21 protein-coding genes, 2 tRNA genes, 3 rRNA genes and 1 pseudogene are annotated in these 25,776 nt (G+C 40.5%); 18 read left to right on the forward strand and 9 right to left on the reverse strand.

The window, feature by feature from the left end; genetic code table 11:
• Window positions 1–31 precede the first annotated feature (31 nt).
• The 17 genes from rbfA to FIU21_RS11425 all read left to right on the forward strand — a co-directional run bounded on the left by rbfA (window position 32) and on the right by FIU21_RS11425 (window position 12,089).
• Window positions 32–367, forward strand: coding sequence for a 30S ribosome-binding factor RbfA (gene rbfA / locus FIU21_RS11345; protein ID WP_004361056.1), 336 nt, complete (start codon window positions 32–34; stop codon window positions 365–367).
• Between the two features lie 229 nt (window positions 368–596).
• Window positions 597–1,829, forward strand: a complete 1,233-nt coding sequence (locus tag FIU21_RS11350) for an FtsX-like permease family protein (RefSeq protein ID WP_004361057.1) — start codon at window positions 597–599, stop codon at window positions 1,827–1,829.
• 43 nt (window positions 1,830–1,872) lie between these two features.
• Window positions 1,873–2,868, forward strand: coding sequence for a virulence RhuM family protein/type II toxin-antitoxin system death-on-curing family toxin (locus FIU21_RS11355; RefSeq protein WP_004361058.1), 996 nt, complete (start codon window positions 1,873–1,875; stop codon window positions 2,866–2,868).
• A gap of 86 nt (window positions 2,869–2,954) precedes the next feature.
• Window positions 2,955–3,179 (forward strand): DUF3791 domain-containing protein, encoded by a 225-nt coding sequence (locus FIU21_RS11360; RefSeq protein ID WP_004361059.1) that lies wholly within the window; start codon window positions 2,955–2,957, stop codon window positions 3,177–3,179.
• 8 nt (window positions 3,180–3,187) lie between these two features.
• Entirely contained in the window at window positions 3,188–3,667 is a 480-nt protein-coding gene (locus FIU21_RS11365) for a DUF3990 domain-containing protein (protein WP_036886721.1), read from the forward strand.
• Window positions 3,664–3,906: a hypothetical protein gene (locus tag FIU21_RS11370; protein WP_004361061.1), complete on the forward strand. Its 243-nt coding sequence runs from the start codon at window positions 3,664–3,666 to the stop codon at window positions 3,904–3,906. Before FIU21_RS11365 ends, FIU21_RS11370 begins: the two co-directional genes overlap by 4 nt.
• Before the next feature lie 193 nt (window positions 3,907–4,099).
• Window positions 4,100–4,927, forward strand: coding sequence for a DUF4595 domain-containing protein (locus tag FIU21_RS11375; protein ID WP_004361062.1), 828 nt, complete (start codon window positions 4,100–4,102; stop codon window positions 4,925–4,927).
• Between the two features lie 409 nt (window positions 4,928–5,336).
• The gene (locus tag FIU21_RS11380) at window positions 5,337–5,966 is read left to right on the forward strand and encodes an HU family DNA-binding protein (RefSeq protein WP_455657077.1); all 630 of its coding nucleotides are present in this window, start codon (window positions 5,337–5,339) and stop codon (window positions 5,964–5,966) included.
• Between the two features lie 132 nt (window positions 5,967–6,098).
• Window positions 6,099–6,794 (forward strand): type VI secretion system tube protein TssD, encoded by a 696-nt coding sequence (gene tssD, locus FIU21_RS11385; RefSeq protein ID WP_004361064.1) that lies wholly within the window; start codon window positions 6,099–6,101, stop codon window positions 6,792–6,794.
• 3 nt (window positions 6,795–6,797) lie between these two features.
• Window positions 6,798–7,673 carry a hypothetical protein gene (locus FIU21_RS11390; protein ID WP_004361065.1) on the forward strand — a complete coding sequence of 292 codons (876 nt, stop codon included), beginning with the start codon at window positions 6,798–6,800 and terminating at the stop codon, window positions 7,671–7,673.
• A gap of 2 nt (window positions 7,674–7,675) precedes the next feature.
• A complete protein-coding gene (locus FIU21_RS11395; RefSeq protein WP_004361066.1) occupies window positions 7,676–8,209 on the forward strand; it encodes a hypothetical protein in 534 nt (177 codons plus the stop codon).
• Window positions 8,210–8,331: 122 nt separating this feature from the next.
• Window positions 8,332–8,859 carry a hypothetical protein gene (locus tag FIU21_RS11400; RefSeq protein WP_172891396.1) on the forward strand — a complete coding sequence of 176 codons (528 nt, stop codon included), beginning with the start codon at window positions 8,332–8,334 and terminating at the stop codon, window positions 8,857–8,859.
• A gap of 122 nt (window positions 8,860–8,981) precedes the next feature.
• Entirely contained in the window at window positions 8,982–9,515 is a 534-nt protein-coding gene (locus FIU21_RS11405) for a hypothetical protein (protein WP_004361067.1), read from the forward strand.
• A gap of 122 nt (window positions 9,516–9,637) precedes the next feature.
• The gene (locus FIU21_RS11410) at window positions 9,638–10,165 is read left to right on the forward strand and encodes a hypothetical protein (RefSeq protein ID WP_004361068.1); all 528 of its coding nucleotides are present in this window, start codon (window positions 9,638–9,640) and stop codon (window positions 10,163–10,165) included.
• Between the two features lie 116 nt (window positions 10,166–10,281).
• Complete coding sequence (locus FIU21_RS11415) at window positions 10,282–10,809, forward strand: hypothetical protein (protein ID WP_004361069.1); 528 nt, start codon at window positions 10,282–10,284, stop codon at window positions 10,807–10,809.
• A gap of 102 nt (window positions 10,810–10,911) precedes the next feature.
• On the forward strand, window positions 10,912–11,439 hold the full coding sequence (locus tag FIU21_RS11420) for a hypothetical protein (protein WP_004361070.1): 528 nt from the start codon (window positions 10,912–10,914) through the stop codon (window positions 11,437–11,439).
• Window positions 11,440–11,561: 122 nt separating this feature from the next.
• A complete protein-coding gene (locus tag FIU21_RS11425) occupies window positions 11,562–12,089 on the forward strand; it encodes a hypothetical protein (protein ID WP_004361071.1) in 528 nt (175 codons plus the stop codon).
• A 242-nt stretch (window positions 12,090–12,331) separates the two neighbouring features.
• Here FIU21_RS11425 and glgP read toward each other — a convergent pair whose 3' ends face one another.
• Together glgP and FIU21_RS11435 are read right to left on the reverse strand one after the other, a co-directional pair.
• Window positions 12,332–14,887, reverse strand: coding sequence for an alpha-glucan family phosphorylase (gene glgP, locus FIU21_RS11430; RefSeq protein WP_004361072.1), 2,556 nt, complete (start codon window positions 14,885–14,887; stop codon window positions 12,332–12,334).
• Window positions 14,888–14,938: 51 nt separating this feature from the next.
• Window positions 14,939–16,585: a glycogen/starch synthase gene (locus tag FIU21_RS11435; protein WP_004361073.1), complete on the reverse strand. Its 1,647-nt coding sequence runs from the start codon at window positions 16,583–16,585 to the stop codon at window positions 14,939–14,941.
• Between the two features lie 145 nt (window positions 16,586–16,730).
• Between FIU21_RS11435 and FIU21_RS11440 the strand changes: the two genes are divergently transcribed.
• Complete coding sequence (locus FIU21_RS11440) at window positions 16,731–17,216, forward strand: hypothetical protein (protein ID WP_004361074.1); 486 nt, start codon at window positions 16,731–16,733, stop codon at window positions 17,214–17,216.
• A gap of 116 nt (window positions 17,217–17,332) precedes the next feature.
• Here FIU21_RS11440 and FIU21_RS11445 read toward each other — a convergent pair whose 3' ends face one another.
• The 7 genes and pseudogenes from FIU21_RS11445 to FIU21_RS11475 all read right to left on the reverse strand — a co-directional run bounded on the left by FIU21_RS11445 (window position 17,333) and on the right by FIU21_RS11475 (window position 25,393).
• Entirely contained in the window at window positions 17,333–17,998 is a 666-nt protein-coding gene (locus tag FIU21_RS11445) for a DUF4112 domain-containing protein (RefSeq protein WP_155812520.1), read from the reverse strand.
• A gap of 436 nt (window positions 17,999–18,434) precedes the next feature.
• Window positions 18,435–19,666: pseudogene (locus tag FIU21_RS11450) on the reverse strand (IS4 family transposase).
• 334 nt (window positions 19,667–20,000) lie between these two features.
• Window positions 20,001–20,113, reverse strand: a 5S ribosomal RNA gene (gene rrf / locus FIU21_RS11455).
• Window positions 20,114–20,342: 229 nt separating this feature from the next.
• Window positions 20,343–23,243, reverse strand: a 23S ribosomal RNA gene (locus FIU21_RS11460).
• A 224-nt stretch (window positions 23,244–23,467) separates the two neighbouring features.
• Window positions 23,468–23,541, reverse strand: a tRNA-Ala gene (locus FIU21_RS11465).
• Between the two features lie 62 nt (window positions 23,542–23,603).
• Window positions 23,604–23,677, reverse strand: a tRNA-Ile gene (locus tag FIU21_RS11470).
• Window positions 23,678–23,862: 185 nt separating this feature from the next.
• Window positions 23,863–25,393, reverse strand: a 16S ribosomal RNA gene (locus FIU21_RS11475).
• Together the 16S, 23S and 5S rRNA genes with 2 tRNA genes alongside form the textbook arrangement of a ribosomal RNA operon.
• Between the last annotated feature and the right edge of the window lie 383 nt (window positions 25,394–25,776).

Consider the following 25,776-nt stretch of genomic DNA (forward strand, 5'->3'; position numbering starts at 1 on the left):
TTGCAGGATAAAACAATAAATAGATAAGACAATGCAAGAGACAAGACAAAACCGCATATCACGTCTCCTTCAGAAGGAGTTAGCAAGTATTTTCCAAACACAGACACGCATGATGCATGGTGTTTTGGTTAGTGTAACACGCGTAAAGGTGAGCCCAGACCTCAGTATCTGTACCGCCTACCTCAGTATTTTCCCATCTGAAAAGGGAGACGAAATACTGAAAAACATCAATGCCAATGAGAAGACTATCCGCTATGACTTAGGTCAGCGCGTGCATAATCAGCTGCGTATCATCCCTGAACTCCGCTTCTTCATTGACGACTCCCTCGACTATTTGGAGCGTATTGATGAGTTACTAAAGAAGTAGGAGGTGGGTGATGGGTGTTGAATGTTGGGTGTTGATGAATTGTTGATAAGTATTAAGAGGTTGGTGTTAACGATTAGTAGATAGGTACCAAAGCCTATTCAGAAACTCACCACCCCCATTTATCAATTCATCAACACCCAACATTCAACACCCATCACCCTACACACCCATCATTCAACACCTAACACCCTACCCATCATCACCCAACATTCAACACCCAACACCCATCATGAACTTCCCTTTTTACATTGCCCGCCGTTACCTCTTTTCAAAGAAGAGTACACATGCTATTAACGTTATCAGCCTCATCTCCGTACTCGGTGTGTCTGTAGCAACAATGGCATTGGTCGTTGTATTGAGCGGATTTAATGGATTCTCAGACCTTGTAGCGTCCTTTTTTACCAACTTCGATCCACAAATAAAGATTGAAGCAGCAAAGGGTAAGGCTATGTCGGCTAACGCCCCCTTACTTTTAAAGGTTAAAAAACTACCTTCAGTAGAGGTGGCTACAGAATGTGTAGAGGACCAAGCATTGGCTATTTATCACGACAAACAAGCCATGGTCAATGTGAAGGGTGTGGAGGATAACTTCGATTCGCTGACACATATCAGCAATATTCTATATGGTGAGGGTGACTTTAGACTTCATACAGCCAATCTACAATATGGGGTTCTCGGTATTAGATTGGCACAAGACCTCGGTACTGGAGTTGCATGGCCAGACTACTTACACATCTATGCGCCCCAGCGTGAAGGACAGTATGATGCTTCTAATCCTACAGATGCCTTCGTAAAAGACTCATTGATATCTCCGGGAGTACTCTTCCAAGTAAAGCAGATGAAGTATGACAAGGGTTATATCATTACCTCTCTCGACTTTGCACGTCGTATCTTCAACCGACAGGGAGAAATGACTTCTCTTGAGTTACGCATGAAACTGGGTGTCGACATTGACAAGGCAAAGGACGAAATACAAACCCTTCTCGGTGATAAATATAAGGTATTAGATCGCTATGAGCAGCAAGCTGACACGTTTAATATCATGCGTATAGAGAAGCTCTTTGCCTATATCTTCCTCACGTTTATCCTTATGGTGGCGTGCTTTAACATCATTGGTTCACTCTCTATGCTCATCATCGACAAGAAGAATGACGTCATCACCCTGCGTAACCTCGGTGCAACAGATAGTCAGATACGTCGTATCTTCCTCTTTGAAGGTAGAATGATTTCTGCTGCTGGTGCTGTTATCGGTATTGTGCTCGGCTTATTACTTTGCTGGTTACAGCAGACATACGGTCTTGTACAGCTCGGTGATCAAGCAGGAAACTTTGTTGTCAATGCCTATCCTATTAGCGTTCATCCAGAAGATATCATCACAATCTTCCTCACAGTTATCCTTGTTGGCTGGCTTTCTGTGTGGTATCCCGTACGTTATATGAGTCGTAAACTGACGAGGGATTAGACCATCCCTCGCCTATCGACTAACAACTATAAACCTAAACAACATGACTGAAAACCTAAACGACAAAATTATCATCTATCAAAGTGAAGATGGTAAGACCCAACTTGATGTGAAGTTGGAAGGAGAAACGGTATGGCTTACGCAGGCTCAGATGGTAGAACTATTTCAAACAAGCAAGCAGAATGTAAGCCTACACATCAACAATATCTACAAAGAAGGTGAACTGGAGAAAGAGGCAACTGTCAAGGATTACTTGACAGTTCAATCAGAAGGGGCAAGAACCATCCATCGCAGGGTAAATTACTATAATCTCGACATGATTATATCTGTGGGATATCGAGTAAATACGAAGAGGGGTATCCGTTTCCGCCAATGGGCAAACTCTGTTCTCAAGCAATATCTTGTCAAAGGCTATGCTATCAATGAGGATATTCGCAAACATCAGATTGCAGAATTGCGCCAACTCATACAAGTCTTAGGCAGAACTATCCAGCAACAACCTGCAAAGACGACGGACGAAAGCAATGCACTCTTTGATGTTGTAGTGGACTATACCTACGCACTCGACACACTCGACAACTATGATTACCAGCGACTCCATATCGCCAAGACTACCAAAGAAGAACCCTTCCATGCCACATATGAGAATGCTATGCACGAGATAGATATACTTCGACAGAAGTTTGGTGGTTCTGTACTCTTTGGTAATGAGAAGGATGAGTCCTTCAAAAGTTCTATCGGACAAATCTATCAGACCTTCGATGGCACAGAACTTTATCCGAGTGTGGAGGAGAAAGCGGCTATGCTTCTCTATCTTGTCACCAAGAACCACTCTTTCAGTGATGGTAACAAGCGCATTGCAGCCACTCTCTTCCTATGGTTTATGAACAACAATGCCATCCTCTATCATCCCGATGGCACCAAACGAATTGCTGACAACACACTCGTTGCCCTCACTCTCATGATTGCCGAGAACAAAACAGAGGAAAAGGATATAATGGTAAAGGTAGTGGTGAACCTTATCAACCAAGCCAATTAACCTGCATTGCTATAAACTTTTCGTAGACAGATAGTAGTATTTCGGAAAATAATTCATATATTTGTCGTGAATATAATGAACAAAGTATGTCAAGAGAGGAAACAAATCAAATACGCTACATCGTCGCTTTAATAGCAGAGTTTGCCAAAAAGTTTAATCTTGGTCAGCGACAGGCATACAATTACCTTAAGCGTTTTAAGGGAATAGACTACTTGATGTCCTTTTATGATGTTCTGCACACACAGTCCTTTGAGGATGCTATTCATGACATTTCTATCATCTGTCAGAGGAATGGCGGTGCACTAAAATGATAAAGCCTATGATTCTCTATCATGGTTCTAATGTTGATATTGACAAGATTGATCTTACAAAGTCCAAACCATACAAGGACTTTGGCAAAGGCTTTTATCTGTCAGCCGATAAGCAGCAGGCACAACGCATGGCAGAACAAAGAACATCAATCTTACTTGAAGGAAAGCCTACACTCAATAAATACCAATTTGATGAGACAATACTTGATGATAACAGCTTAAAGATTCTGCGCTTTGAAAAATACAGCAAGGAATGGGCTAATTTTGTTCTTAAGAACAGAGACATCAACATAGAACAACCTTGCCATAACTATGATATTGTTTATGGACCTATCGCTGATGATGGTGTAACCTTTCAACTACGACGATATAAAACAGGGATGATAAGTCTGGAACAACTCGTCAACGAACTGAAGTACTCACAAGGTATAACATTTCAATATTACTTCGGAACTGAATTAGCAATATCAAAACTAAAGAAATTATGAAACTAACTGATGAACAGATTGATATGATGAAAGAGGATGTATGTGCAGAACTTATAGCCTTATTGATGAAAGACAGACATTGTACTATGCCCGAAGCAATTGATATGCTCTATAACTCTGACACTTACAGCCGTATTCAGGACCAATCAACAGGATTGTATTATCAAAGTCCGGGCTATACATACGCTTTTCTACAACAGGAATTATTGACGGGTGACTATCGAAGGGAAATGTTCTAAAAGAAACACAGAACAAAGCGAAGCTATGATATAAAGCTAATTGCTGACTTTTTCACCCTAAACTAATAAAATTATAGTATAGAAACATATCACTGAAAAAATAAATTTATATATTTGCAACAGAGAACAAAAGCACAAGCCAATGAGTTGACAAGAATGTGCCAATTACTAATTATAACACAAAAACGGGACAATGAAAAAGACTATTACAATCGCACTTCTTACTGCAGCAGTAATAGGTGCAACATCTTTTTTTTCATCATGCAGTAACAAAAACGATGATGACTGGATTATTGATCGCCGGCCAGATCCTGTAACAATTGACCTTTCAAAGGTATTCACTAATGGCATGCCTAAAGAGGTGGACAGTATGACTATCCAAACAGATGAAAGAGGATTAGTTACAAGTATTAAGACTAAGGATGAAATGGTATCTTTCAAATACATTAATACAAAAACACGTGCTATTGTAATCCCAAATGTCTTCATGAAAGTAGAACGTAATGGGAAAGCAACAGTCTATATAATGTATCTGAACAACAACGGTTTTGTTAGAGGATGCATGATAGAGCAAAAGGAAAATACAAAGGAAGATACATGGAGGTTCACTTATAACGATAATGACCAACTAATTAATATAATCCATTCAGCAGATGACTACAAAAAATTTACTTTGACTTATAAAGATAGCAACATCTCTGAAATAGAGACAAAAACTATCGTCTCACAAACAACAACAAGAAAAAAAGATACTTGCAAAGTTGCTTATACGTCAACTGCCACCCCTACTCCTATAGTGAACAAGGGTAACATTATGCTCTTCAATACAACGTTTGGTATTGACATTGGCGCAATGAAATACGCCTACTATGCAGGATTGCTTGGAAAAGCAACTAAGAACTTGCCTCTACAGCTTATTGATAAGAACGGCAACAAAAACAACTTTACGTGGACTGTCAATAGTAATGGTTTCCCAACTGCAATGACAAGCGGTAGCCATCAATACAAGTTCGTGTGGTAAAAAAATATTTTATATCATTACATATATTTATCATCCCCCTTCTATAAAGTACACTCGGAAAGTAAATCAATAGGGGGTTACTTTCAAACCATAGCTCTCAGACCATACCCCACGCTGGTCTGAGAGCTTTTCTTTTACCCTTTTACCTACCCATCCCAAATCTACACCCACGCAAAATAGCACAAATACACAGATTACTACATAGCTTATACTTGCCAAGCAACCATTGAAACAGTATCTTTGCAGCATGAATCACGAATTATTTTCATGAAAAGAAATATTTTTCTTCATGAAAAGAAAGATTTATTTTCACGTAAATAATTTCTTTCTTTCGTGAAAAGAATTCTGCCTAAGCTAAAAGTATGTGATTATAGAGACTCGTTTCACACACTAACGGCTCACGAAAAAGATGATTATTAACCCTTATTACAAACGTAAAGCTATGACTGTAAATTACAAACTATTAAGAACAAGCGGTAAACTCGCACAACGTAAAGCACTAAGAATCGTACCTATCAAGAAAGATGTCACGGGAATAGAGAGAATCTGTCAGCATATCCAACAAGCAACAACGCTTACAACAGCCGACATTCTCGGGACTATCGCTGCATTAAAAACAGAATTAGCAGAGGAGCTAAAAAGTGGGAATACAGTCCATCTACTGGGCATTGGATTCTTCTCGCTTGCCCTTAAAGGCGACATGTACGAAGACCCTAAGACGCATCGTCACCATCTCCGTAATGTTGCTGTGCGCAAAATTAGATTCCGCCCCGATAAGGATTTTCACGAAGCGTTAGGAAAGATGATTTTTGAAAACAAAACCTACAAAGACGGTACATCCACACTTCCTATAAAATCAGCCGTTAACGCTGCACTAAAAGAGTTGTTTGAAGAGAGTCCGATAATCACTGTTAACGACCTCCGTCGCCGTCTGAACCTTTCTACAACCTACGCCTATCAACTTACAGCACAGTTAGAACGTGAAAAGAAAATCATTAACATCGGTTCACGTTATCGCAAAATCTACAGAAAGGCATAGAACGAAAAACCGTAGACGGACGACATCCGTCGTGCCGTATAAAGTAATCTGAAAGGTAGAAAATATCTTCCGAATACTTTGTTTTTCAGAAGAAAAATATTATTTTTGTAGAAATATAAAAACTGACAGTCTATGCCTGCAACAGCGCAACTAACACTTAACGGTCATCATTATGACATTGAACTGCTCAACCAGAGTTTTTACCTATCCACAGGCTGGAATGGTCACCCCAGAAATACCTTGCCTGGTGACGGACAGCTGTGTATACAGATGAATACGCCTGCTGACAACTTCATTCTGGAATTGATGATGAAGACTGAAGAGACTCCCCTTGCTGAGGGACAATTAGAAATATATGATGCAAAGAGCGATATGCCTGTTCGCCAGATTAAGTTTAGTAAAGCGTACATCACAGAATTTCGAGAGACGTTCAACCTACTCGATGATGACAGGATGACTACTTACGTGAAAATATCTCCGATGGAGATGACAATCAACAAAAGAATCAAGATTGAGAGGAGACTATTCTGGCTTTGGTCTAAGGCTTTACAGGAACCTATGAAGATGGCAGAAGTAGTAGCCGATACAGATGTGCACCTCAACGATGCCTACTGGATAAAACCAGATGGGGAGAAATGCAGAGAGTTTCCTATTGGAGAAGTTGTAAAACTCTATTTAGTTCTTGGTAATTACAACGTAGGGCAAACTGTCCAGTTCGACTTTGAGGAAGAGACCGACGAAGGGGTATACCATGCCTCATGTTCGGGAGAAACTAATGACAATGGGATGATTATTATAGAGGATTTTGAATTTAAAAGGAAAGAATAAAAGATGGCTATAATTAAAGTTACATCACCACAAGCAGTTGGAAGCGTGAAGTTGAAAGTAACAGGCAGACCTAAACTGATCTTGGTAAATGGGCATTGGAATAGATTGTTGAACCTTGTTAATATGTCACCAGGGGAAGATAGTGAGAATTACTGGATTTATTTTCTTGGCGGCGGAAATATATTAAAAGAATTTATAGAAAATGCACAAAAATATTTCAAAGATAATAATTATCAAGACAAACCTTTCTATGTCGATGGAAGTTCTCTTTTGGGTGGTGATCAGAGCGGAAATGATAGAAAAATAAAAGGATATAAATTTGCAATGCAACATATAGCAGCAATAACAAAAGGGGTGGGAAACGAAAAGTTTTATTTTATTTCTCATAGTGAAGGGGCTGCATACGCTGCAGGCATGGCAAAGGCACTTATAGAGAAAGGTTACAAAGTTGGTGAGTCTGTCATGTTATCTGCAGATGAAGGTGACGAGTTTACTGTTGAAGGAAACTATCCCTGCTATCAGATAACTGCAGGATATATTGAAGAAGAAGAATATCTACTTTCCTATATAAGCCCAATTCACCCATCTACAATCAAAAAACCTAAACGAAAGTTTCACATAGATCCCATTGTAGGCGATCACAGAATACAGGGAGTAAACAGATATGGAGTGTATATCAGCTTTAACACAAAGTTTGAAACAGTACATGGGTCTACTATTGATGTTCAAATATTTAATATCCTTAAGAGGCTTAAAAAACTAAAAGTAATTCCTCAAAAGCTAAAAGGGAAAACAGTGTACATGATAGCTGATGGAAATATTATCTGGCATAAGATAGACAACACAGTTGTAGTTAATAAAAACATAGACATATATTAAGTATGGAAAAGGAAAGAAAAACTAAAACAAGGAAGAGAATTATCCTTCAGATTCTAATGTGGACCTGTATTCTATTCTCTGTGGGTACTTGTACACGTTATATTCTGTGGGTCTCATTGCATAGAGCTAAGCCCAACAACCAGCCAGAGTATTCAGCAAAAGAAGAATGTTATTTCAAGGAGTTGGAGAAAAAGGATAATTGGAAGTCTCCAAGTAGATACCTTTATAATATTGATAAAAAAGGAAAAGCATTAGTCAGTGACTCTGTTTTTTTGAACACCCCCTATGCATATTCTCTTCGTATTGAGATAAAAGACTCCACAACATTCTTTTCGTTACCGAGTAAAACTGGAGATACAATTGCCTTATATTTATATAATCATGTAGTTGACAGAAATCCTGAACTACAGAGAATTATCATTGGTTTCTCTTATATTGAACGAATAGACGAACGAGCAAGTATTGGACACTCACGAACAGAAGAGTATGCAGTTCGTGGGAAAAGGCTTGTAAAATTAAAATACGATATGGAGTAAAATCATCAGCTAACAAAGAAACATATACATATTCCAAAAGTTCCATGCTGAAAAACTCGTTTTATCTGGCATAAGATAGACAACACATTTGTAGTTAATAAGAACATAGATATATATTAAGTATGGAAAAGAAAAGAAGTATAAAGACAAAGAACATTTTACGGTTTGCAATATGGATATTGATTCTTTCCTTTGTGGTTATTTGTGTATGCTATCTTTCATGGGCTGCACTATTCCGACCTATGCCAGGGAATCAGCCGGAGTTATCTGTCAAAGAAAAAAAATACTTCAATGAAATGGAAGGAAAAGAGGGGTGGGATTACGTGCGTAGGAGCGTATACAATATAAATAAAAGCGGTGAATCATTACATCAACGTTTAGTTGATTTGGATAAAGATTACGCTTATATGTTTCGTACAAAAATAAATGATTCCATAACATTCTTTTCTTTACCAAATAAAACAGAAGACACTATTGCATTGCATCTATATAATCACATAATCCACAAAAGTCCTCGATTAAAGAAAATTATAATAATATTCAATTATGAAGAAGATTTAAACGAACGAGCAAGTATTGGACACTCACGAACAGAAGAATATGCAGTTCGTGGAAAAAGGCTTGTAAAATTAAAACACGATATGGAGTGAAATCATCAGCTAACAAAGAAATATATACATATTCCAAAAGTTCCATGCTGAAAAACTCGTTTTATCTGGCATAAGATAGACAACACAGTTGTAGTTAATAAAAACATAGACATATATTAAGTATGGAAAAGGAAAGAAAAACTAAAACAAGGAAGAGAATTATCCTTCAGATTGTAATGTGGACCTGTATTCTCATCTCTGTGGGCACTTGCACACGTTATATTCTGTGGGTCTTGCCGCGTAGCCCTAAACCTAATAACCAACCAAAGTATTCATCAAAAGAAGAATCTTATTTCAAGGAGTTGGAGAAAAGGAATAATTGGAAGAATCCAGATAGATACATCTATAATATAAATGAAAAAGGAGAACCTTTGCCCAATGATTCTGTTTTTCTTAACAAAGATTATACATATTCCCTTGGTATAAAGATAGAAGACTCTACAACTTTCTTTTCCTTACCTACTAAAATAGAAGACACTATAGCCTTATATTTATATAATCATGTGGTTGAAAGAACACCAGAACTGCAGAAAATAAAAATAATATTCAACTATGAAGAAGATTTAGATGAACGGGCAAGCATAGGACATTCTCGCAAAAGTGAATATGCAGTTCGTGGAAAAAGGCTTGTAAAATTAAAACACGATATGGAGTGAAATCATCAGCTAACAAAGAAATATATACATATTCCAAAAGTTCCATGCTGAAAAACTCGTTTTATTGGGCATAAGATTAACAACACATTTGTAGTTAATAAGAACATAGATATATATTAAGTATGGAAAAGAAAAGAAGTATAAAGACAAAAAACATTTTGCGAGTTGTAATATGGATATTGATTCTTTCCTTTGTGGTTATTTGTGTATCCTATCTTTCATGGGCTGCACTATTCCGACCCGTACCAGGGAATCAGCCGGAGCTATCTGTCAAGGAAAAAGAGTACTTCAATAAAATGGAAGGAAAAGAGGGATGGGAGTACGTGCGTAGGAACGTATACAATATAGATAAAAGCGGTGAGTCATTACATCAACGTTTGGTTAATTTGAATAAAAATTATGCCTATATGCTTTGTGTAGAAATAGAGGATTCTGTAACTTTCTATTCTTTACCAAGTAAAACAGAAGATACCATAGCATTGCATCTATATAACCATGTGATTGGAAGGACTCCTAAACTAAAGAAAATAGTAATATTATTCGAGTATGAAGAATGGTTAAACGAACGTTCAAGTTTAGGACATTCTCGCAAAAGTGAATATGCAGTCCGTGGGAAAAAACTTGTTAAATTAAAACACGATACAGAGTAATATATTCAGTTAAAAGATAAATATATTCCAAGGGTTCCGTACTGAAAAGTTCGTTTTAACTGGTATAAGACTGGCAACACAGTTGTAGTTAATAAGAACATAGATATATATTAAGTATGGAAAAGAAAAGAAGTATAAAGACAAAGAACATTTTGCGAGTTGTAATATGGATATTGATTCTTTCCTTTGTGGTTATTTGTGTATCCTATCTTTCATGGGCTGCACTATTCCGACCTGTGCCAGGGAATCAGCCAGAGCTATCTACTAAGGAGAAAGAGTACTTCAATGAAATGGAAGGAAAAGAGGGGTGGGATTACGTGCAAAGAAGCATATATAATATAGAGGTAAACGGAGATCCCTCAAATCAGCATTTAATTAATCTGAATAAAAATTATGCCTATATGTTTCATACAAAAATAGAAGACTCCGCAACTTTCTACTCTTTACCTATTAAGATTGAGGACACAATTACCTTGCATTTATATAATCACATTATCCACAAAAGCCCTCGATTAAAGAGAATTGTAATTGATTTCTCTTATGTAGAACGGTTAGGAGATGGTGCAAGTATAGGACACTCACGAACAGAAGAGTATGCTGTCCATGGTAAAAGGCTTGTTAAATTAAAGCATGATACAGAGTAATATCTTCAGTTAAAAAATATATGTTCCGAGAATTCTGTGCTGAAAAGTCTGTTTTACATGGCATAACATTGTAGTTAATAAGAACATAGACATATATTAAGTATGGAAAAGAAAAGAAAAACAAGGAAGAGATTTATCCTTCAAATTGTAATATGGAGCTGTATTCTCCTCTCTGTGGGTACTTGCACACGTTATATTCTGTGGGTCTCATTGCATAGAGCTAAGCCCAACAACCAGCCAAAGTATTCATCAAAAGAAGAATCTTATTTCAAGGAGTTGGAGAAAAGGAATAATTGGAAAAATCCAGATAGATACATCTATAATATAAATGAAAAAGGAGAACCTTTGCCCAATGATTCTGTTTTATTTAATAAGATCTATGCATATTCATTCGGTGTTGATATTGAGGATTCTACAACATTTTTTTCATTACCAGCAAACACAGAAGACACTATTGCCTTGTATTTATATAATCATGTGATTGACAGAACACCTCAACTACGAAGAATAGAAATAATATTCAATTATGAAGAAGATTTAGATGAACGGGCAAGCATAGGACATTCTCGCAAAAGTGAATATGCAGTTCGTGGAAAAAGGCTTGTAAAATTAAAACACGATATGGAGTGAAATCATCAGCTAACAAAGAAATATATACATATTCCAAAAGTTCCATGCTGAAAAACTCGTTTTATCTGGCATAAGATTGACAACACATTTGTAGTTAATAAGAACGTAGATACATATTAGGTATGAAAAAGAAAAGAAGTATAAAGACAAAGAACATTTTACGAGTTGTAATATGGATATTGATTCTTTCCTTTGTGGTTATTTGTGTATGCTATCTTTCATGTGCTGCACTATTCCGACCAGCGTCAGGGAATCAGCCAGAGCTATCTGTCAAGGAGAAAGAGTACTTCAATGAAATGGAAGGAAAAGAGGGATGGGATTACGTGCGTAGGAACATATACAATATAGATAAAAGCGGTGAATCATTACATCAACGTTTGGTTAATTTGAATAAAAATTATGCCTATATGCTTTGTGTAGAAATAGAGGATTCTGTAACTTTCTATTCTTTACCAAGTAAAACAGAAGATACCATAGCATTGCATCTATATAACCATGTGATTGGAAGGACTCCTAAACTGAAGAAAATAGTAATATTATTCGAGTATGAAGAATGGTTAAACGAACGTTCAAGTTTAGGACATTCTCGCAAAAGTGAGTATGCAGTCCGTGGAAAAAGGCTTGTGAAATTAAAACACGATATGGAGTAAAATCATCAGCTAACAAAGAAATATATACATGTTCCAAAAGTTCCATGCTGAAAAACTCGTTTTATCTGGTATAAGATTGACAACACATTTGTAGTTAATAAGAACATAGATATATATTAAGTATGGAAAAGAAAAGAAGATAAAGAACTAAATACTTCGCATAAACACACAAAAAAGCCATTCCCAACCCTTTTCAGAGCATAGGAATGGCTTTTATTTATTGAGTAGTCCTCAGACTATTTTTATCCAATCCACTTCACGTAAGCGAAGTCCTGACGGTGTGGCAGGAGATCGTTCTTAGGACACATACGGACAGCGTACTTGTAAGCACCTGCTTCTGTTGCATCGAAAGTAGCCTCAAAAGTATAGTGATTACCCTCAGTCTTCACCATCTTGAATGGGATTACCTTGTGGATGTTAACGTCATCAACTGGTGCATTCTTCAAGAATACAAGCTCAAGACCTACAGCATTGTTCAAGCCCTGCTCGTCGATAACGTAAGTAACCTTAATCTTATGACCTGTAGAAATGTCCTGCAGTGCATCCTCGTCCTTAGAAACAACATAGATGCTGTCCCAACGCTCTGCTACAGACTCCTTCCAAAGAGCAATCTCCTTAGCAAGTTTATTGTCATTAGCCTCGAGCTTATGAGAACGCTTAGCCTGACTCTCATAGAACTTGTCATAGTAGTCATCAAGCTGACGCTTCATTGTATAGTGAGGAGCGATAGTTGCAATAGAGTTCTTTACAACCTTAACCCAATCCTCTGAGTAGCCATCTTGATTCTTATTGAAGTAAAGAGGAGCAATCTCATTCTCGAGAAGACCATAGATTGTAGCTGCATCAAGTTGGTCCTGATAGCCCTGATTCTGATAGGTACGCTTCTCTGGCAATGCCCATCCAGCTCCCTCGCGGTAGCCTTCAACCCACCAGCCATCAAGTACTGAGAGGTTAACAACACCGTTCATTTCTGCCTTCTCACCAGATGTACCACTTGCCTCGAGTGGACGAGTTGGTGTATTCATCCAGATATCAACACCAGAAACGAGACGACGAGCCAACTGCATATCGTAATCCTCAAGGAAGATAATCTTACCGAGGAACTGTGGCATACGTGAAATCTCAAAGATACGCTTGATAAGTCCCTGTCCTGCACCATCAGCTGGGTGAGCCTTACCTGAGAAGAAGAACAGAACAGGACGCTCTGGGTTATTTACAATCTTCTCCAAACGCTCAAGGTCAGTGAAGAGCAAGTGTGCACGCTTATACGTTGCAAAGCGACGGCAGAAACCAATCATCAATGCGTTAGGGTTGATACGCTCAAGGATAGAAACCACCTTAGCTGGATCACCCTGGTTGCGGAGCCACTGCTTGGTGAACTTATCACGGATATACTTGATAAGTTTCTGCTTCAATGCCATACGTGTCTCCCAGATTTCTGAATCAGGAACATTATAGATTGCATGCCAGATAGACTCGTTACTCTGGTCGCTCATGAAGCTTTCATCGAAGTACTTATCGTAAACCTTACGCCACTCTGTTGCGGTCCATGTTGGGAGGTGTACACCATTGGTTACATAACCTACAGCATTCTCCTCTGGGAAGTAACCCTTCCACAATGGAGCAAACATCTTCTGACTTACCCAACCGTGAAGCTTTGACACACCATTGACCTCCTGACAGGTGTTACAAGCGAAGGTACTCATACAGAAACGCTCGCTGTGATCATCAGGATTGGTACGCCCCATACCGATGAACTCATCCCACGAGATACCAAGTTTAGCAGGATAATCACCCATATACTTGCCGAAGAGTTCCTCGTCGAAGTAGTCGTGACCTGCTGGTACAGGAGTATGAACGGTATAAAGTGATGAGGCACGTACAAGCTCCATAGCTTGATTAAATGTCAAGCCACTCTCAATGTAGTCGCAAAGACGCTGGAGGTTGCAAAGTGCTGCATGACCTTCATTGCAGTGATAGATATCCTTCTTGATACCCAATTTCTTCAAAGTAAGAATACCACCGATACCGAGCAGAATCTCTTGCTTCAAACGGTTCTCCCAGTCACCACCATAGAGAGAGTGAGTGATAGGACGGTCGAACTCAGAGTTCATATCGTTGTCTGTATCGAGCAAGTAAAGCTTAATACGTCCAACGTTTACACGCCATACAAGTGCGTGTACCATATAGTTGCGGTAAGGTACATCAACAACAACCTGATTGCCGTTCTCATCGAGCTCACGCTCAATAGGAAGAGAGTTGAAGTTTTGTGCATCATACTTAGCAATCTGCTGGCCATCCATAGAAAGACTCTGTGTGAAGTAGCCAAAGCGATAGAGGAAACCTACAGCACAGAAGTCTACGTTAGAGTCAGAAGCCTCCTTAATGTAGTCACCTGCCAAGATACCAAGACCACCAGAATAAATCTTCAAAGCCTGGTTAAGACCAAACTCCATACAGAAGTAAGCAACAGAAGCACGTTTCTTATTAGGCTTAACGTCAATATAAGTACGGAACTTCTTATAGACATCACTCACCTGCTTCATCAGCTTTTTGTCCTTTACAATAGCTTCCTTACGGTCATAGCTAAGACGCTCAAGGAGCTGGACAGGATTATGTCCAACCTCTTCATAGAGTTCCTCATCAAGAGCTTTGAACATGTTGCGTGCTTCGTAATTCCATGCCCACCACATATTGTGAGCAAGCTCATCAAGACATGCCAGTTCCTTTGGCAGAGTTGACTTTACAGTTACCTCTTTCCACTGAGGTTCGTTGGAATAATCTGATTTAATTTTCATAACTTATTATAGTTTTGACTGTTATTTCGTTATTTTGTTACTAAGCAGTTATCACTTGTTTCTTGCAGCTGCTTTCTTTAATGCTATGTCGTAAGCCTGCTCATAATAGATGATAAACTCACTCCAAAGAGCCTTACGAGAGAGCTTCTCGGCATTTGAACGACACTTGTTCACCTCCGTCTTCGTAAAGCAAGAGTAACGGGCTATGGTATCCTTAATACCATCAGCTACCTCTGAATAATTATAATCTGTACGATGTAATACTTTCACACCATCTTCTATCTCGCTATATTTTCCCTTCTCTGTATTTGCCCACAAACCGAAACCAGCAAGGTCGGTTGTAATACAAGGTACCTTAAAGGCTATTGACTCTAATGGTGTATAGCCCCATGGCTCATAGTATGAAGGATAGACACAGAGGTCATTGCCCAACACAAGGTCATAATAGCTCATATTCATAATACCATCATCTCCTGTCAGATAGCAAGGCAAGAGGATGACCTTCACCTTATCTCCCTTTGCATTGTTTATACCGAGAGAACTGAGCATATTAAGTACATTGTCATGGTCCATATTGTGGAGCCAGTGCGTAAGTACAGGCTTCTCCAATGGTGTGTCAAACTGTTTACCACTGTTGAGACGCTCCACAAGGTCCTGACGTGGACCCGCTACCCAGCCTGGAACCTCAATGAAGGCTACAACCTGCTTCTTCAAGTTCTCATCATAACGCAAGCGGTTCATTGATTCTATGAACACATCAATACCTTTATTGCGGAACTCATATCGTCCGCTGGTTGATACGATTAACGCATCATCTTGTATATCGTCACCTGTCAACGCATTGGCAACATCAAGCAAACGCTTACGCGCTGCCTTGCGCTTCTTTGTGAAGGTTGTACCCTTTGGTACAAAGTCGTTCTCAAAACCATTTGGGAGAACCAAATCAACTGGTTTATCAAGTAACTCTTTACATTCTGTTGCAGTGATGTCACTCACAGTCGTGAAGCAATCAACATAATACGCAGTCTGCTTCTCAATGGAATGCTTACTCTCCATATTCAACTCTGAAGCCATCTGATCACCATTATATGCCCAGAGATATTCGTACAAGGGCTTGTTATTACCCGCTATACTACGCCCAATACCCGTTGCGTGAGTAGTAAAGATAGATGCTATCTGTGGCAAACGATGCTGTAATACAAGTGCGGAAAAGCCTGTTTGCCATTCGTTTGCATGGAAGACAACCTTATCTTTCTCACTAAGATAGAATCTATAGAAACTCTCTACGACAAGTGCCGTAGCATAAGCAAACATTGCTGATTCATCATAATCGCCGTAAGCATGAAGACTATCAACACGATAATACTCCCAAAGCTTACCATAGAATTCTTCCTTATGATCAAAGCATGACTGAAAATCAACGAGCATAGCAATTGGCTCACCAGGAATATCCCAACGACCTACCTTTACCGATAGACCCTCAGAGGCGGCTTTCTGCTGCCATTCAGCAAATAGCTTCTTATCCTCCTTAAAGTAAGGGGACGGTGTCTCTTGCCAGCAGTCAGGACCAAGGAAGATAACATGATCCTTTATCTTTTCTTGTAATGTCTTTGCACGAGTAGAAAGTACTGTATAAATTCCTCCGACCTTATTACATACTTCCCAGCTGGTCTCAAAAATATAATCTGGAAACAACATCTTCTCCTTTAAAATATTTGATACATACCGCTACAAAGGTAATACAAAATAAGTAAAGCAACAATTTAATCCGTACATTTTTAAAGAATTCATAGTATTAATTAATTAAAATCATTAACTTTGCAACTAACCAACATTCATAGACATGAAACAAAAGATTGTACTGACAATAATGGCTATGTTGGCTTTCTCAACCAACATATCAGCTCAAAGTAACTTATCCACTACAAAGACAGAAACTTCTTCTTCAAAAACAGGAAAGATAGCACAGAAAAATGACTCTATCTTTAAAGCGCATCTTGTGAATGATGAATTTCAAGTGTGGATGGATATTGATTTCTATCATAACAATATTACCGTACCACGACAAGAGATATTCGGAGAGGTTCCAGGCTACTTTGGTGCAGTACGTGATACTCGTAAGTGGATTATCTCTGATGCTACCATAAAAGGGAGAAAGGCTATCTTAACCATCATCAATGACTATGGTAGTGAAGATCTCAAAGCCGAACTAAAGCATAATTCAAATGGTACCTACACGCTAACAAAACTTGATGGTAGCACGATGAAGATTGTGGTTAATAATAAATGGGTGAAGATTCCTAAGGATTTAATCTTCTATTGTAAATAATCACGGTTCTCAGGACTATACAAGTAGACCCTACTAATGACAAATTGGTGCTCATTAGTAGGGTCTTCTTTTATATTTGATTTCCAAATGTTATCCTTATAAACTATTTTAATTAGTTAGAATAGTCCTATCAACCACTTAAACATGTCAATTAGTAAAGTCCACGTCCATTCCGTAACGCCTATCAATAACCTAAAGACAAAATAAATAATTACACTAAGAATGATAATAAGAAAAGTTGTTAGCAATGCTTTCGACCTCACCTGACATATTGTTTTCTTATCTCCTTCTACATAGCGTGTAATTAAATCTAAGTTCTTTACGTGTGCTTTGCTAAAAAAATCTATAGCATCACCAATAAAAAAAGGAATACTTCCCAACAATATATCTACTAAATAGTTATAGATAACAGCCAATGTAAGCGGAATTGACTTGACTTTAAACAAAGTAACGTATATAAACGGCAAACCAAAAATAGATGAAACAAGATCTCCTACTGATGGTACTAAACCTAAGAGTGCATCTAAGAAATATTTATCGGCTAAAGTTGTTACTGTACTAATAAACTTATAAGCCTTTGATGCTTTTAAATTTCGAATTTCTTTCTCCCTTCTTTGTCGGCGAACTTCTTCTTTACGATTAGCATCACCACCCTTATCAAGAGAATCTCTATCATCAATAAGAGAGTAAGAGTCATTCAATACAATCTCTCCATCTTGTTGCCCTAAAGTCTTATGAGCATCATAATTCAACTCATTCTCTAATATATTCTTTCCTTCCATCCTAAATCAATAAATAAAAAACAAATTATAATAACCTAAAAACTATAACGCTTAAACACATAAAATATTATCATAAGAGCTTTAATCAATAAAAACACCTTTTTACTGCTCAAAAATAAATTTGAAATGTAATAAAAGAGCCAGTTAACAACTAATTTTAGTTTTACTTTTACTTGCTTCCATTTTTAATACTTCGTAAAATTATCTATTACCAAACAAATTAAGAAGCAAATATGGATGACGGTAGTGACAGCAAATAACAAATTAAATAAAATAATTACCCCACTAAATTCAAGCGACTAAATACCACTTTTAAGTCATATTTGCCTTATATACCCAATTATTGCTGTCCGATAAAACCTCCATATACTGCAATATCCTCTCTCAATCCTGCTGAAATAGGCATGATTAGTTCTAATTTCAAATTCCAAGCCCCCTAGAATAATGACAACTCTTCTGGTGGGGCTTTTACTTGGGTAATCAATCTATCCCAGTCTCTATGTGGCTGCTCAAAGAAACTTTGTATTGCGACATAACTCATAAGTAAAATTCTTATCATTGTTGCCAAGCCTGAGAAGCTCCAAGGTCTCTTTATTTTGTTCTTCACTAGGGTTATAAGCAGATTGGCTATAAGCGTAATCCATATTTGTATTTTTATAGCATTCGCACTCTCTCCATAGAAGTATCTTAGCGGGAAATTCTGTTTTATTTGTTTAAATAAGGTTTCTATTTGCCATCGTCTCTTATAGATAGCTATAATATCTTCTGCCGACATCTGAAAATCATTGGTCAGCAGTGATATGAATCTGATTTTCCCTTTCTTGGTCTTATCCTGATATGTGATTTTTCTTGCTTTATGGTAAATATCTTTTCCTTTGTATGCTTATGGAAGAGAATGGTTTCTACGCGTACAACTCCATAATCTGTAGTCATCTGGTAATCCGTATCAGCAATCCTTTCAAAGCTAAGATTATTTTTCATCTTAGTTACATATATAACGCCTCTTTGAGTCAGTTCAGAGAACTTTTCATAGTTTATATAGGCTCTGTCAAAAGCAATCAGTTCCTCATTGGCGTATCGTTCTGGGATAAGTGCAAATTGATCATGACTAGCTGCAGATGTGAACTTGATATCGCTTGGAACATTCTCATTGGCAAATATCTCTGTATGTACTTTTATTCCACCCTTCTTCTTACCAGTTTTGGGATTACGTCCTACTCCTTTAAAGACCAGGTTAGAAAACAGACTGATTGTCGTAGAATCTATTATCTTTAGATTCTTCAGCCATTTGGGCTGTCCACAATTTCGGCTGTCCGAGTAAAGTTCATGGCGATATTTCTCATATAAGTTCATATAGATCGAACCGAATATCTCGGAATCTCGGCGTTTGTTTGCATCTGACAAGGTACTTCGACAAGGAAAATGCTTTAAACCAAGATGATTAAAGCGATTAACATTAGCAAAGAGAGAGGCCTTTATCTCACGCAGAGAGTCTAAACGCATCATTACTGCATAAAGCATGACGACAAGATGATGCCATGCATCAAACTTCTTTATATAGTGTTCACCTCCCTGAGCTTGGCTCAGAGAGAGAATTTTATCACGATTAAAATAGTTTAACAGTTGAACATATAGTGGCTGTCCGATAAAATGTGTACTTTTGTTCATCTTATTTCATTGTTTTATTTTGACAACTACAAAGGAAATAAGAAGGGCTGAATGTGCAAAACAATCAGCCCGTTTTTTTTATTATTCTGAATTAAAAAGATATGAACGCAAAAAAAGTTTTATCGGACACCAATAATACCCAATTAGCCCTATTTACCTATTAGGGTAATAAGCCCTATTAGCCTAATTAGCCCTATCCGCCCTATAAGCCTTATTAGCCCAATATAATATTGCAGCTTCAGTCCTACCAACACTTCATCAATACCTAACATCCAACACCCATCACCCAACAACAAAAAGAGCCTTGAAGATTTCTCTTCAAGGCTCTCGTAAAAGGAGGCGGCCACCTACTCTCCCGCATTGCATTGCAGTACCATCGGCGCAAACGGGCTTAACTTCTCTGTTCGGAATGGGAAGAGGTGGGACCCCGCCGCAATAACCACCTGATATTTCTTTCGGATGACTTTACTTAAAGTTACATATACTTTGCGTATATCTCTTAAGTTTTCGTTCTCAAGTAGACAAGATTTAATTTCTCTACTGATAGTTGTCAGCCGTATAAGGTGACGTATTTCCACAAGCAAAACATGATAGAACTTTTCTCCTTCAAGAAGAATACACAGCTCAAAGTCTGAGTCACCGGTCCCCGCACTCCAGACTCTGGAGGCGGGAGACCCGAAGAAAGTTTCGGGCAATTAGTAGTGCTCGGCTTTGACGTCACCGTCTTTACACCTACACCCTATCAACGTCATCGTCTATGACGACCCTTATGAGGAGTTCTCATCTTGCGGCTGGCTTCGCACTTAGATGCTTTCAGCGCTTATCCAATCCAGACTCAGATACCCAGCGGTGCACCTGGCGGCACAACTGGTAAACCGGAGGTCTGTCCAACACGGTCCTCTCGTACTAGTGTCAGCACCACGCAAAACTCCAACGCCCACGATAGATAGAGACCGAACTGTCTCACGACGTTCTGAACCCAGCTCGCGTGCCACTTTAATGGGCGAACAGCCCAACCCTTGGGACCTTCTCCAGCCCCAGGATGTGACGAGCCGACATCGAGGTGCCAAACCACCCCGTCGATATGAGCTCTTGGGGGGGATCAGCCTGTTATCCCCGGAGTACCTTTTATCCTTTGAGCGACGGAGTTTCCATACACGTCCGCCGGATCACTATGCCCCAGTTTCCTGCCTGCTCGGCATGTCTGCCTCCCAGTCAAGCGCCCTTATGCCATTGCACTCTATAAGGCCGGTTACCAATCGGCCCGAGGGCACCTTTGGAAGCCTCCGTTACGCTTTTGGAGGCGACCACCCCAGTCAAACTACCCACCAAGCAGTGTCCGCACCTCAGGCGCGTTAGACCTCAGACAGCCAAAGGGCCGTATTTCAAGGATGGCTCCACGAATGCTGGCGCACCCGATTCAAAGCCTCCGGCCTATCCTACACATCGGATGACCAAGGTCAATGCTAAGCTGTAGTAAAGGTTCACGGGGTCTTTTCGTCCCATCGCGGGTAATCGGCATCTTCACCGATACTACAATTTCACTGAGCTCATGGTTGAGACAGCGTCCAGATCATTACACCATTCGTGCAGGTCGGAACTTACCCGACAAGGAATTTCGCTACCTTAGGACCGTTATAGTTACGGCCGCCGTTTACCGGGGCTTCAATTCAATGCTTCCCATTGCTGGTGACATCTCCTCTTAACCTTCCGGCACCGGGCAGGTGTCAGGCTGTATACCTCATCTTTCGAGTTTGCACAGCCCTGTGTTTTTGTTAAACAGTTGCCTGGACCGATTCTCTGCGCCTCATATTGCTATGAGGACCCCTTATCCCGAAGTTACGGGGTCAATTTGCCTAGTTCCTTAACCATGAATCTCTCAACGCCTTAGTATATTCTACCCGACCACGTGTGTCCGTTTGCGGTACGGGTCGCACATACATTAAGTTTAGCGGATTTTCTCGGAAGTATGATTACCTGCACTCAAGTTATCCCGAAGGATTACCTGTACTTTCATGGTTCAACTCGGAAGGTGGATTTGCCTGCCTCCCTCATAGCCTACGCACTTAAACGCCCTATTCCGTCAGGGCGCGGCAGTGTCACTGCTCCGTCTCCACATCACTGTATATGCGAGTTGCGGAATATTAACCGCATCTGCCATCGCCTTCGCCGTTCGGCTGAGACTTAGGACCCGACTAACCCCGGGCTGATTGGCATCGCCCGGGAAACCTCGGTCTTTCGGCGAAAGGGAATCTCACCCTTTTTATCGTTACTTATACCTACATTTGCTTTTCCATAAACTCCAGGATCGGTTACCCTCACCATTCAACGCCAATGGAATGCTCCCCTACCGATACTTTTAATATACATTACTATCCCGCGCCTTCGGTATCTGACTTATACCCGATTATTATCCATGCCCGGACCCTCGACTAGTGAGCTGTTACGCACTCTTTGAATGAATGGCTGCTTCCAAGCCAACATCCTAGCTGTCACGGGGACCAGACTTCGTTAGACTAACTTAGACAGAATTTCGGGACCTTAGACGGCGGTCTGGATTCTTCTCCTCTCGGGGACGGACCTTAGCACCCGCCCCTTACTGCACGACTGCAGTCCATAAGCATTCGGAGTTCGTCAGGTCTCGATAGGCGGTGAAGCCCTCTTGACCTATCGGTCGCTCTACCTCTTATGGAGATCGTCGCACGCGGCACCTAAATGCCTTTCGGGGAGTACGAGCTATCTCCAAGTTTGATTGGCCTTTCACTCCTACACTCACCTCATCGGGAAGCTTTTCAACGCTTATCCGTGCGGTCCTCCATCCGGTGTTACCCGGACTTCAACCTGGGCAAGTGTAGATCACTTGGTTTCGCGTCTACCCCATCTGACTCGACGCCCTTTTCAGGCTCGCTTTCACTGCGGATGCGCGTCTCATGACGCTTATCCTTGCCAGACATGGTAACTCGTAGGTTCATTATGCAAAAGGCACGCCGTCACCGCTTACGCGGCTCCGACCGCTTGTAGGCGCATGGTTTCAGGAACTATTTCACTCTCCTCATCGGAGTGCTTTTCACCTTTCCTTCACAGTACTCGTTCACTATCGGTCTCACGGGAGTATTTAGCCTTACCGGATGGTCCCGGCGGATTCGCGCAGAATTTCACGTGTTCCGCGTTACTCAGGATACCACTACGTCTCGTCATGCTTCGAATACGGGATTATCACCCTCTATGATTGTTCTTTCCAGAACATTCTTCTCACAATCTAAGTACGACAGCGTGGTCCTACAACCCCTGCTAAGCGTTGCCACAAAGCAGGTTTAGGCTCCTCCCCGTTCGCTCGCCACTACTAGGGGAATCATTATTTATTTTCTCTTCCTAAAGGTACTAAGATGTTTCAGTTCCCTTCGTTCGCCTCACTACGTCTGTAGTGATAACAGGTCTTCAACCTGTTGGGTTGTCCCATTCGGAAATCCTTGGATCAAAGGTTATTTGCACCTACCCAAGGCTTATCGCAGCTTATCACGTCCTTCATCGCCTCCGTGAGCCAAGGCATCCGCCATGCGCCCTTTCTTACTTTCTTCGCCTTCTATGTAATTGCTTACAGAGAATGTAGCTCATACTTTCAGCTGTTGTGTGATTCTAAAGAATTTGAAGTTGTTTCTTCAATAATTAGAATACTAATTCTTCCTTTTTAAAGAAAGAATAGTTCTACATTACAGTCTTGCTTGTGTCAATATGTCAAAGATCTTGTGCTGTTGTTCTGTGTGTTCTGAGGCAATGCCTCAGAAGCATAGAACAGCGAAGTGGAGAATAACGGATTCGAACCGTTGACCCCCTGCGTGCAAAGCAGGTGCTCTAGCCAACTGAGCTAATCCCCCCAAGGGATAGAGAAAGTATCAAAGCACTTTAAGTCTGTCACACATGGCTTAGCGCCAATGTGTAGTCCCAGGCAGACTTGAACTGCCGACCTCCACATTATCAGTGTGGCGCTCTAACCAACTGAGCTATAGGACTGAGTTGGAAGAAAGCACTGCGGCTTCTCATGCCAGACTTCCTTTCTCTTATTCTTAAAACAGTGTCAGTGAGTACAAGAAGAAAAATGAACCAAAGGTTCTTTTATTTGCTTGATTACCGTTAACTTGTTGACTTGTATACTTAAATACTTATCAACTAAATCAACGAATAAGCGAACTCTCCAGAAAGGAGGTGTTCCAGCCGCACCTTCCGGTACGGCTACCTTGTTACGACTTAGCCCCAATCACCAGTTTTGCCCTAGGCCGATCCTTGCGGTCACGGACTTCAGGCACCCCCGGCTTTCATGGCTTGACGGGCGGTGTGTACAAGGCCCGGGAACGTATTCACCGCGCCATGGCTGATGCGCGATTACTAGCGAATCCAGCTTCGTGGGGTCGGGTTGCAGACCCCAGTCCGAACTGGGACCGGCTTTCAAGATTTGATGCAATTTGCATTACACCATCCCTCTGTACCGGCCATTGTAACACGTGTGTAGCCCCGGACGTAAGGGCCGTGCTGATTTGACGTCATCCCCACCTTCCTCACACCTTACGGTGGCAGTGTCTCCAGAGTGCCCAGCATAACCTGATGGCAACTGAAGAGAGGGGTTGCGCTCGTTATGGCACTTAAGCCGACACCTCACGGCACGAGCTGACGACAACCATGCAGCACCTTCACAGAGACCCCGAAGGGCGTCATTATCTCTAAATCCTTCCTCTGCAATTCAAGCCCGGGTAAGGTTCCTCGCGTATCATCGAATTAAACCACATGTTCCTCCGCTTGTGCGGGCCCCCGTCAATTCCTTTGAGTTTCACCGTTGCCGGCGTACTCCCCAGGTGGGATGCTTAATGCTTTCGCTTAGCCGCTGATACCAGGTACCAACAGCGGGCATCCATCGTTTACTGTGCGGACTACCAGGGTATCTAATCCTGTTTGATACCCGCACCTTCGAGCTTAAGCGTCAGTTGCGCTCCCGTCAGCTGCCTTCGCAATCGGAGTTCTTCGTCATATCTAAGCATTTCACCGCTACACGACGAATTCCGCCAACGTTGTGCGTACTCAAGGAAACCAGTATGCGCTGCAAGTCAGACGTTGAGCGTCTACATTTCACAACACACTTAATATCCAGCCTACGCTCCCTTTAAACCCAATAAATCCGGATAACGCCTGGACCTTCCGTATTACCGCGGCTGCTGGCACGGAATTAGCCGGTCCTTATTCGTATGGTACCTGCAAATAGGGACACGTCCCTAACTTTATCCCCATACAAAAGCAGTTTACAACCCATAGGGCCGTCATCCTGCACGCTACTTGGCTGGTTCAGACTTACGTCCATTGACCAATATTCCTCACTGCTGCCTCCCGTAGGAGTTTGGACCGTGTCTCAGTTCCAATGTGGGGGACCTTCCTCTCAGAACCCCTACTGATCGTTGCCTTGGTGGGCCGTTACCCCGCCAACAAGCTAATCAGACGCATCCCCATCCATTACCGATAAATCTTTACTTCAAATCTGATGCCGTCATCGAAGACTATGCGGTATTAGTCTGCCTTTCGGCAGGTTATCCCACAGTAATGGGAAGGTTGGATACGCGTTACTCACCCGTGCGCCGGTCGACGTCCAAAGAGTGCAAGCACTCAATGCCGTTTCCCCTCGACTTGCATGTGTTAAGCCTGTAGCTAGCGTTCATCCTGAGCCAGGATCAAACTCTCCATTGTAAAATATGTGTTGGTGATAAGTGATGGGTGATAAATGATAATGGATACCAATATTTCCCAAGCACTCCACCGAGTAACCTCTGTTTCAGAACGCTTATCCTAAAAGTATCAAGTAAAAAGCACCTTTTCTTTTGTTCCTTAATTGTTTTGAGACGATGTCTCAAAAGTAGGAACAACGAATTGATCGGTTCATTTCTTTTACCCATCCATTTGATATAAAACCAAACAGACGCTTCTTGTACTACTTCTCTGTTTATGTAAATCTTTTCAAAGAACTCTTTCTTAAATGCTTTAAGTAACTTGCCAGGTGGCTTGTTTTGTAAATCGAGTGCAAAGGTATACAGAATTTCCGTTACCACCAAATGTTTTGAAGATTATTTTTC

The sequence above is a fragment of the Prevotella melaninogenica genome (assembly GCF_013267595.1).
GTDB lineage: Bacteria > Bacteroidota > Bacteroidia > Bacteroidales > Bacteroidaceae > Prevotella > Prevotella melaninogenica_D.

Excerpts from the sequence above, each read along its gene's own strand:
- FIU21_RS11370 (WP_004361061.1), top strand. The coding sequence starts at position 3,664 with ATGAAACTAACTGATGAACAGATTGATATGATGAAAGAGGATGTATGT.
- FIU21_RS11380 (WP_455657077.1), top strand. The coding sequence starts at position 5,337 with ATGATTATTAACCCTTATTACAAACGTAAAGCTATGACTGTAAATTAC.
- FIU21_RS11410 (WP_004361068.1), top strand. The coding sequence starts at position 9,638 with ATGGAAAAGAAAAGAAGTATAAAGACAAAAAACATTTTGCGAGTTGTA.
- FIU21_RS11400 (WP_172891396.1), top strand. The coding sequence starts at position 8,332 with ATGGAAAAGAAAAGAAGTATAAAGACAAAGAACATTTTACGGTTTGCA.
- FIU21_RS11435 (WP_004361073.1), bottom strand. The coding sequence starts at position 16,585 with ATGTTGTTTCCAGATTATATTTTTGAGACCAGCTGGGAAGTATGTAAT.
- FIU21_RS11390 (WP_004361065.1), top strand. The coding sequence starts at position 6,798 with ATGGCTATAATTAAAGTTACATCACCACAAGCAGTTGGAAGCGTGAAG.
- glgP (WP_004361072.1), bottom strand. The coding sequence starts at position 14,887 with ATGAAAATTAAATCAGATTATTCCAACGAACCTCAGTGGAAAGAGGTA.
- FIU21_RS11375 (WP_004361062.1), top strand. The coding sequence starts at position 4,100 with ATGAAAAAGACTATTACAATCGCACTTCTTACTGCAGCAGTAATAGGT.
- FIU21_RS11355 (WP_004361058.1), top strand. The coding sequence starts at position 1,873 with ATGACTGAAAACCTAAACGACAAAATTATCATCTATCAAAGTGAAGAT.
- FIU21_RS11440 (WP_004361074.1), top strand. The coding sequence starts at position 16,731 with ATGAAACAAAAGATTGTACTGACAATAATGGCTATGTTGGCTTTCTCA.
- FIU21_RS11405 (WP_004361067.1), top strand. The coding sequence starts at position 8,982 with ATGGAAAAGGAAAGAAAAACTAAAACAAGGAAGAGAATTATCCTTCAG.
- FIU21_RS11360 (WP_004361059.1), top strand. The coding sequence starts at position 2,955 with ATGTCAAGAGAGGAAACAAATCAAATACGCTACATCGTCGCTTTAATA.
- rbfA (WP_004361056.1), top strand. The coding sequence starts at position 32 with ATGCAAGAGACAAGACAAAACCGCATATCACGTCTCCTTCAGAAGGAG.
- FIU21_RS11350 (WP_004361057.1), top strand. The coding sequence starts at position 597 with ATGAACTTCCCTTTTTACATTGCCCGCCGTTACCTCTTTTCAAAGAAG.
- tssD (WP_004361064.1), top strand. The coding sequence starts at position 6,099 with ATGCCTGCAACAGCGCAACTAACACTTAACGGTCATCATTATGACATT.
- FIU21_RS11425 (WP_004361071.1), top strand. The coding sequence starts at position 11,562 with ATGAAAAAGAAAAGAAGTATAAAGACAAAGAACATTTTACGAGTTGTA.
- FIU21_RS11420 (WP_004361070.1), top strand. The coding sequence starts at position 10,912 with ATGGAAAAGAAAAGAAAAACAAGGAAGAGATTTATCCTTCAAATTGTA.
- FIU21_RS11415 (WP_004361069.1), top strand. The coding sequence starts at position 10,282 with ATGGAAAAGAAAAGAAGTATAAAGACAAAGAACATTTTGCGAGTTGTA.
- FIU21_RS11395 (WP_004361066.1), top strand. The coding sequence starts at position 7,676 with ATGGAAAAGGAAAGAAAAACTAAAACAAGGAAGAGAATTATCCTTCAG.
- FIU21_RS11365 (WP_036886721.1), top strand. The coding sequence starts at position 3,188 with ATGATTCTCTATCATGGTTCTAATGTTGATATTGACAAGATTGATCTT.
- FIU21_RS11445 (WP_155812520.1), bottom strand. The coding sequence starts at position 17,998 with ATGGAAGGAAAGAATATATTAGAGAATGAGTTGAATTATGATGCTCAT.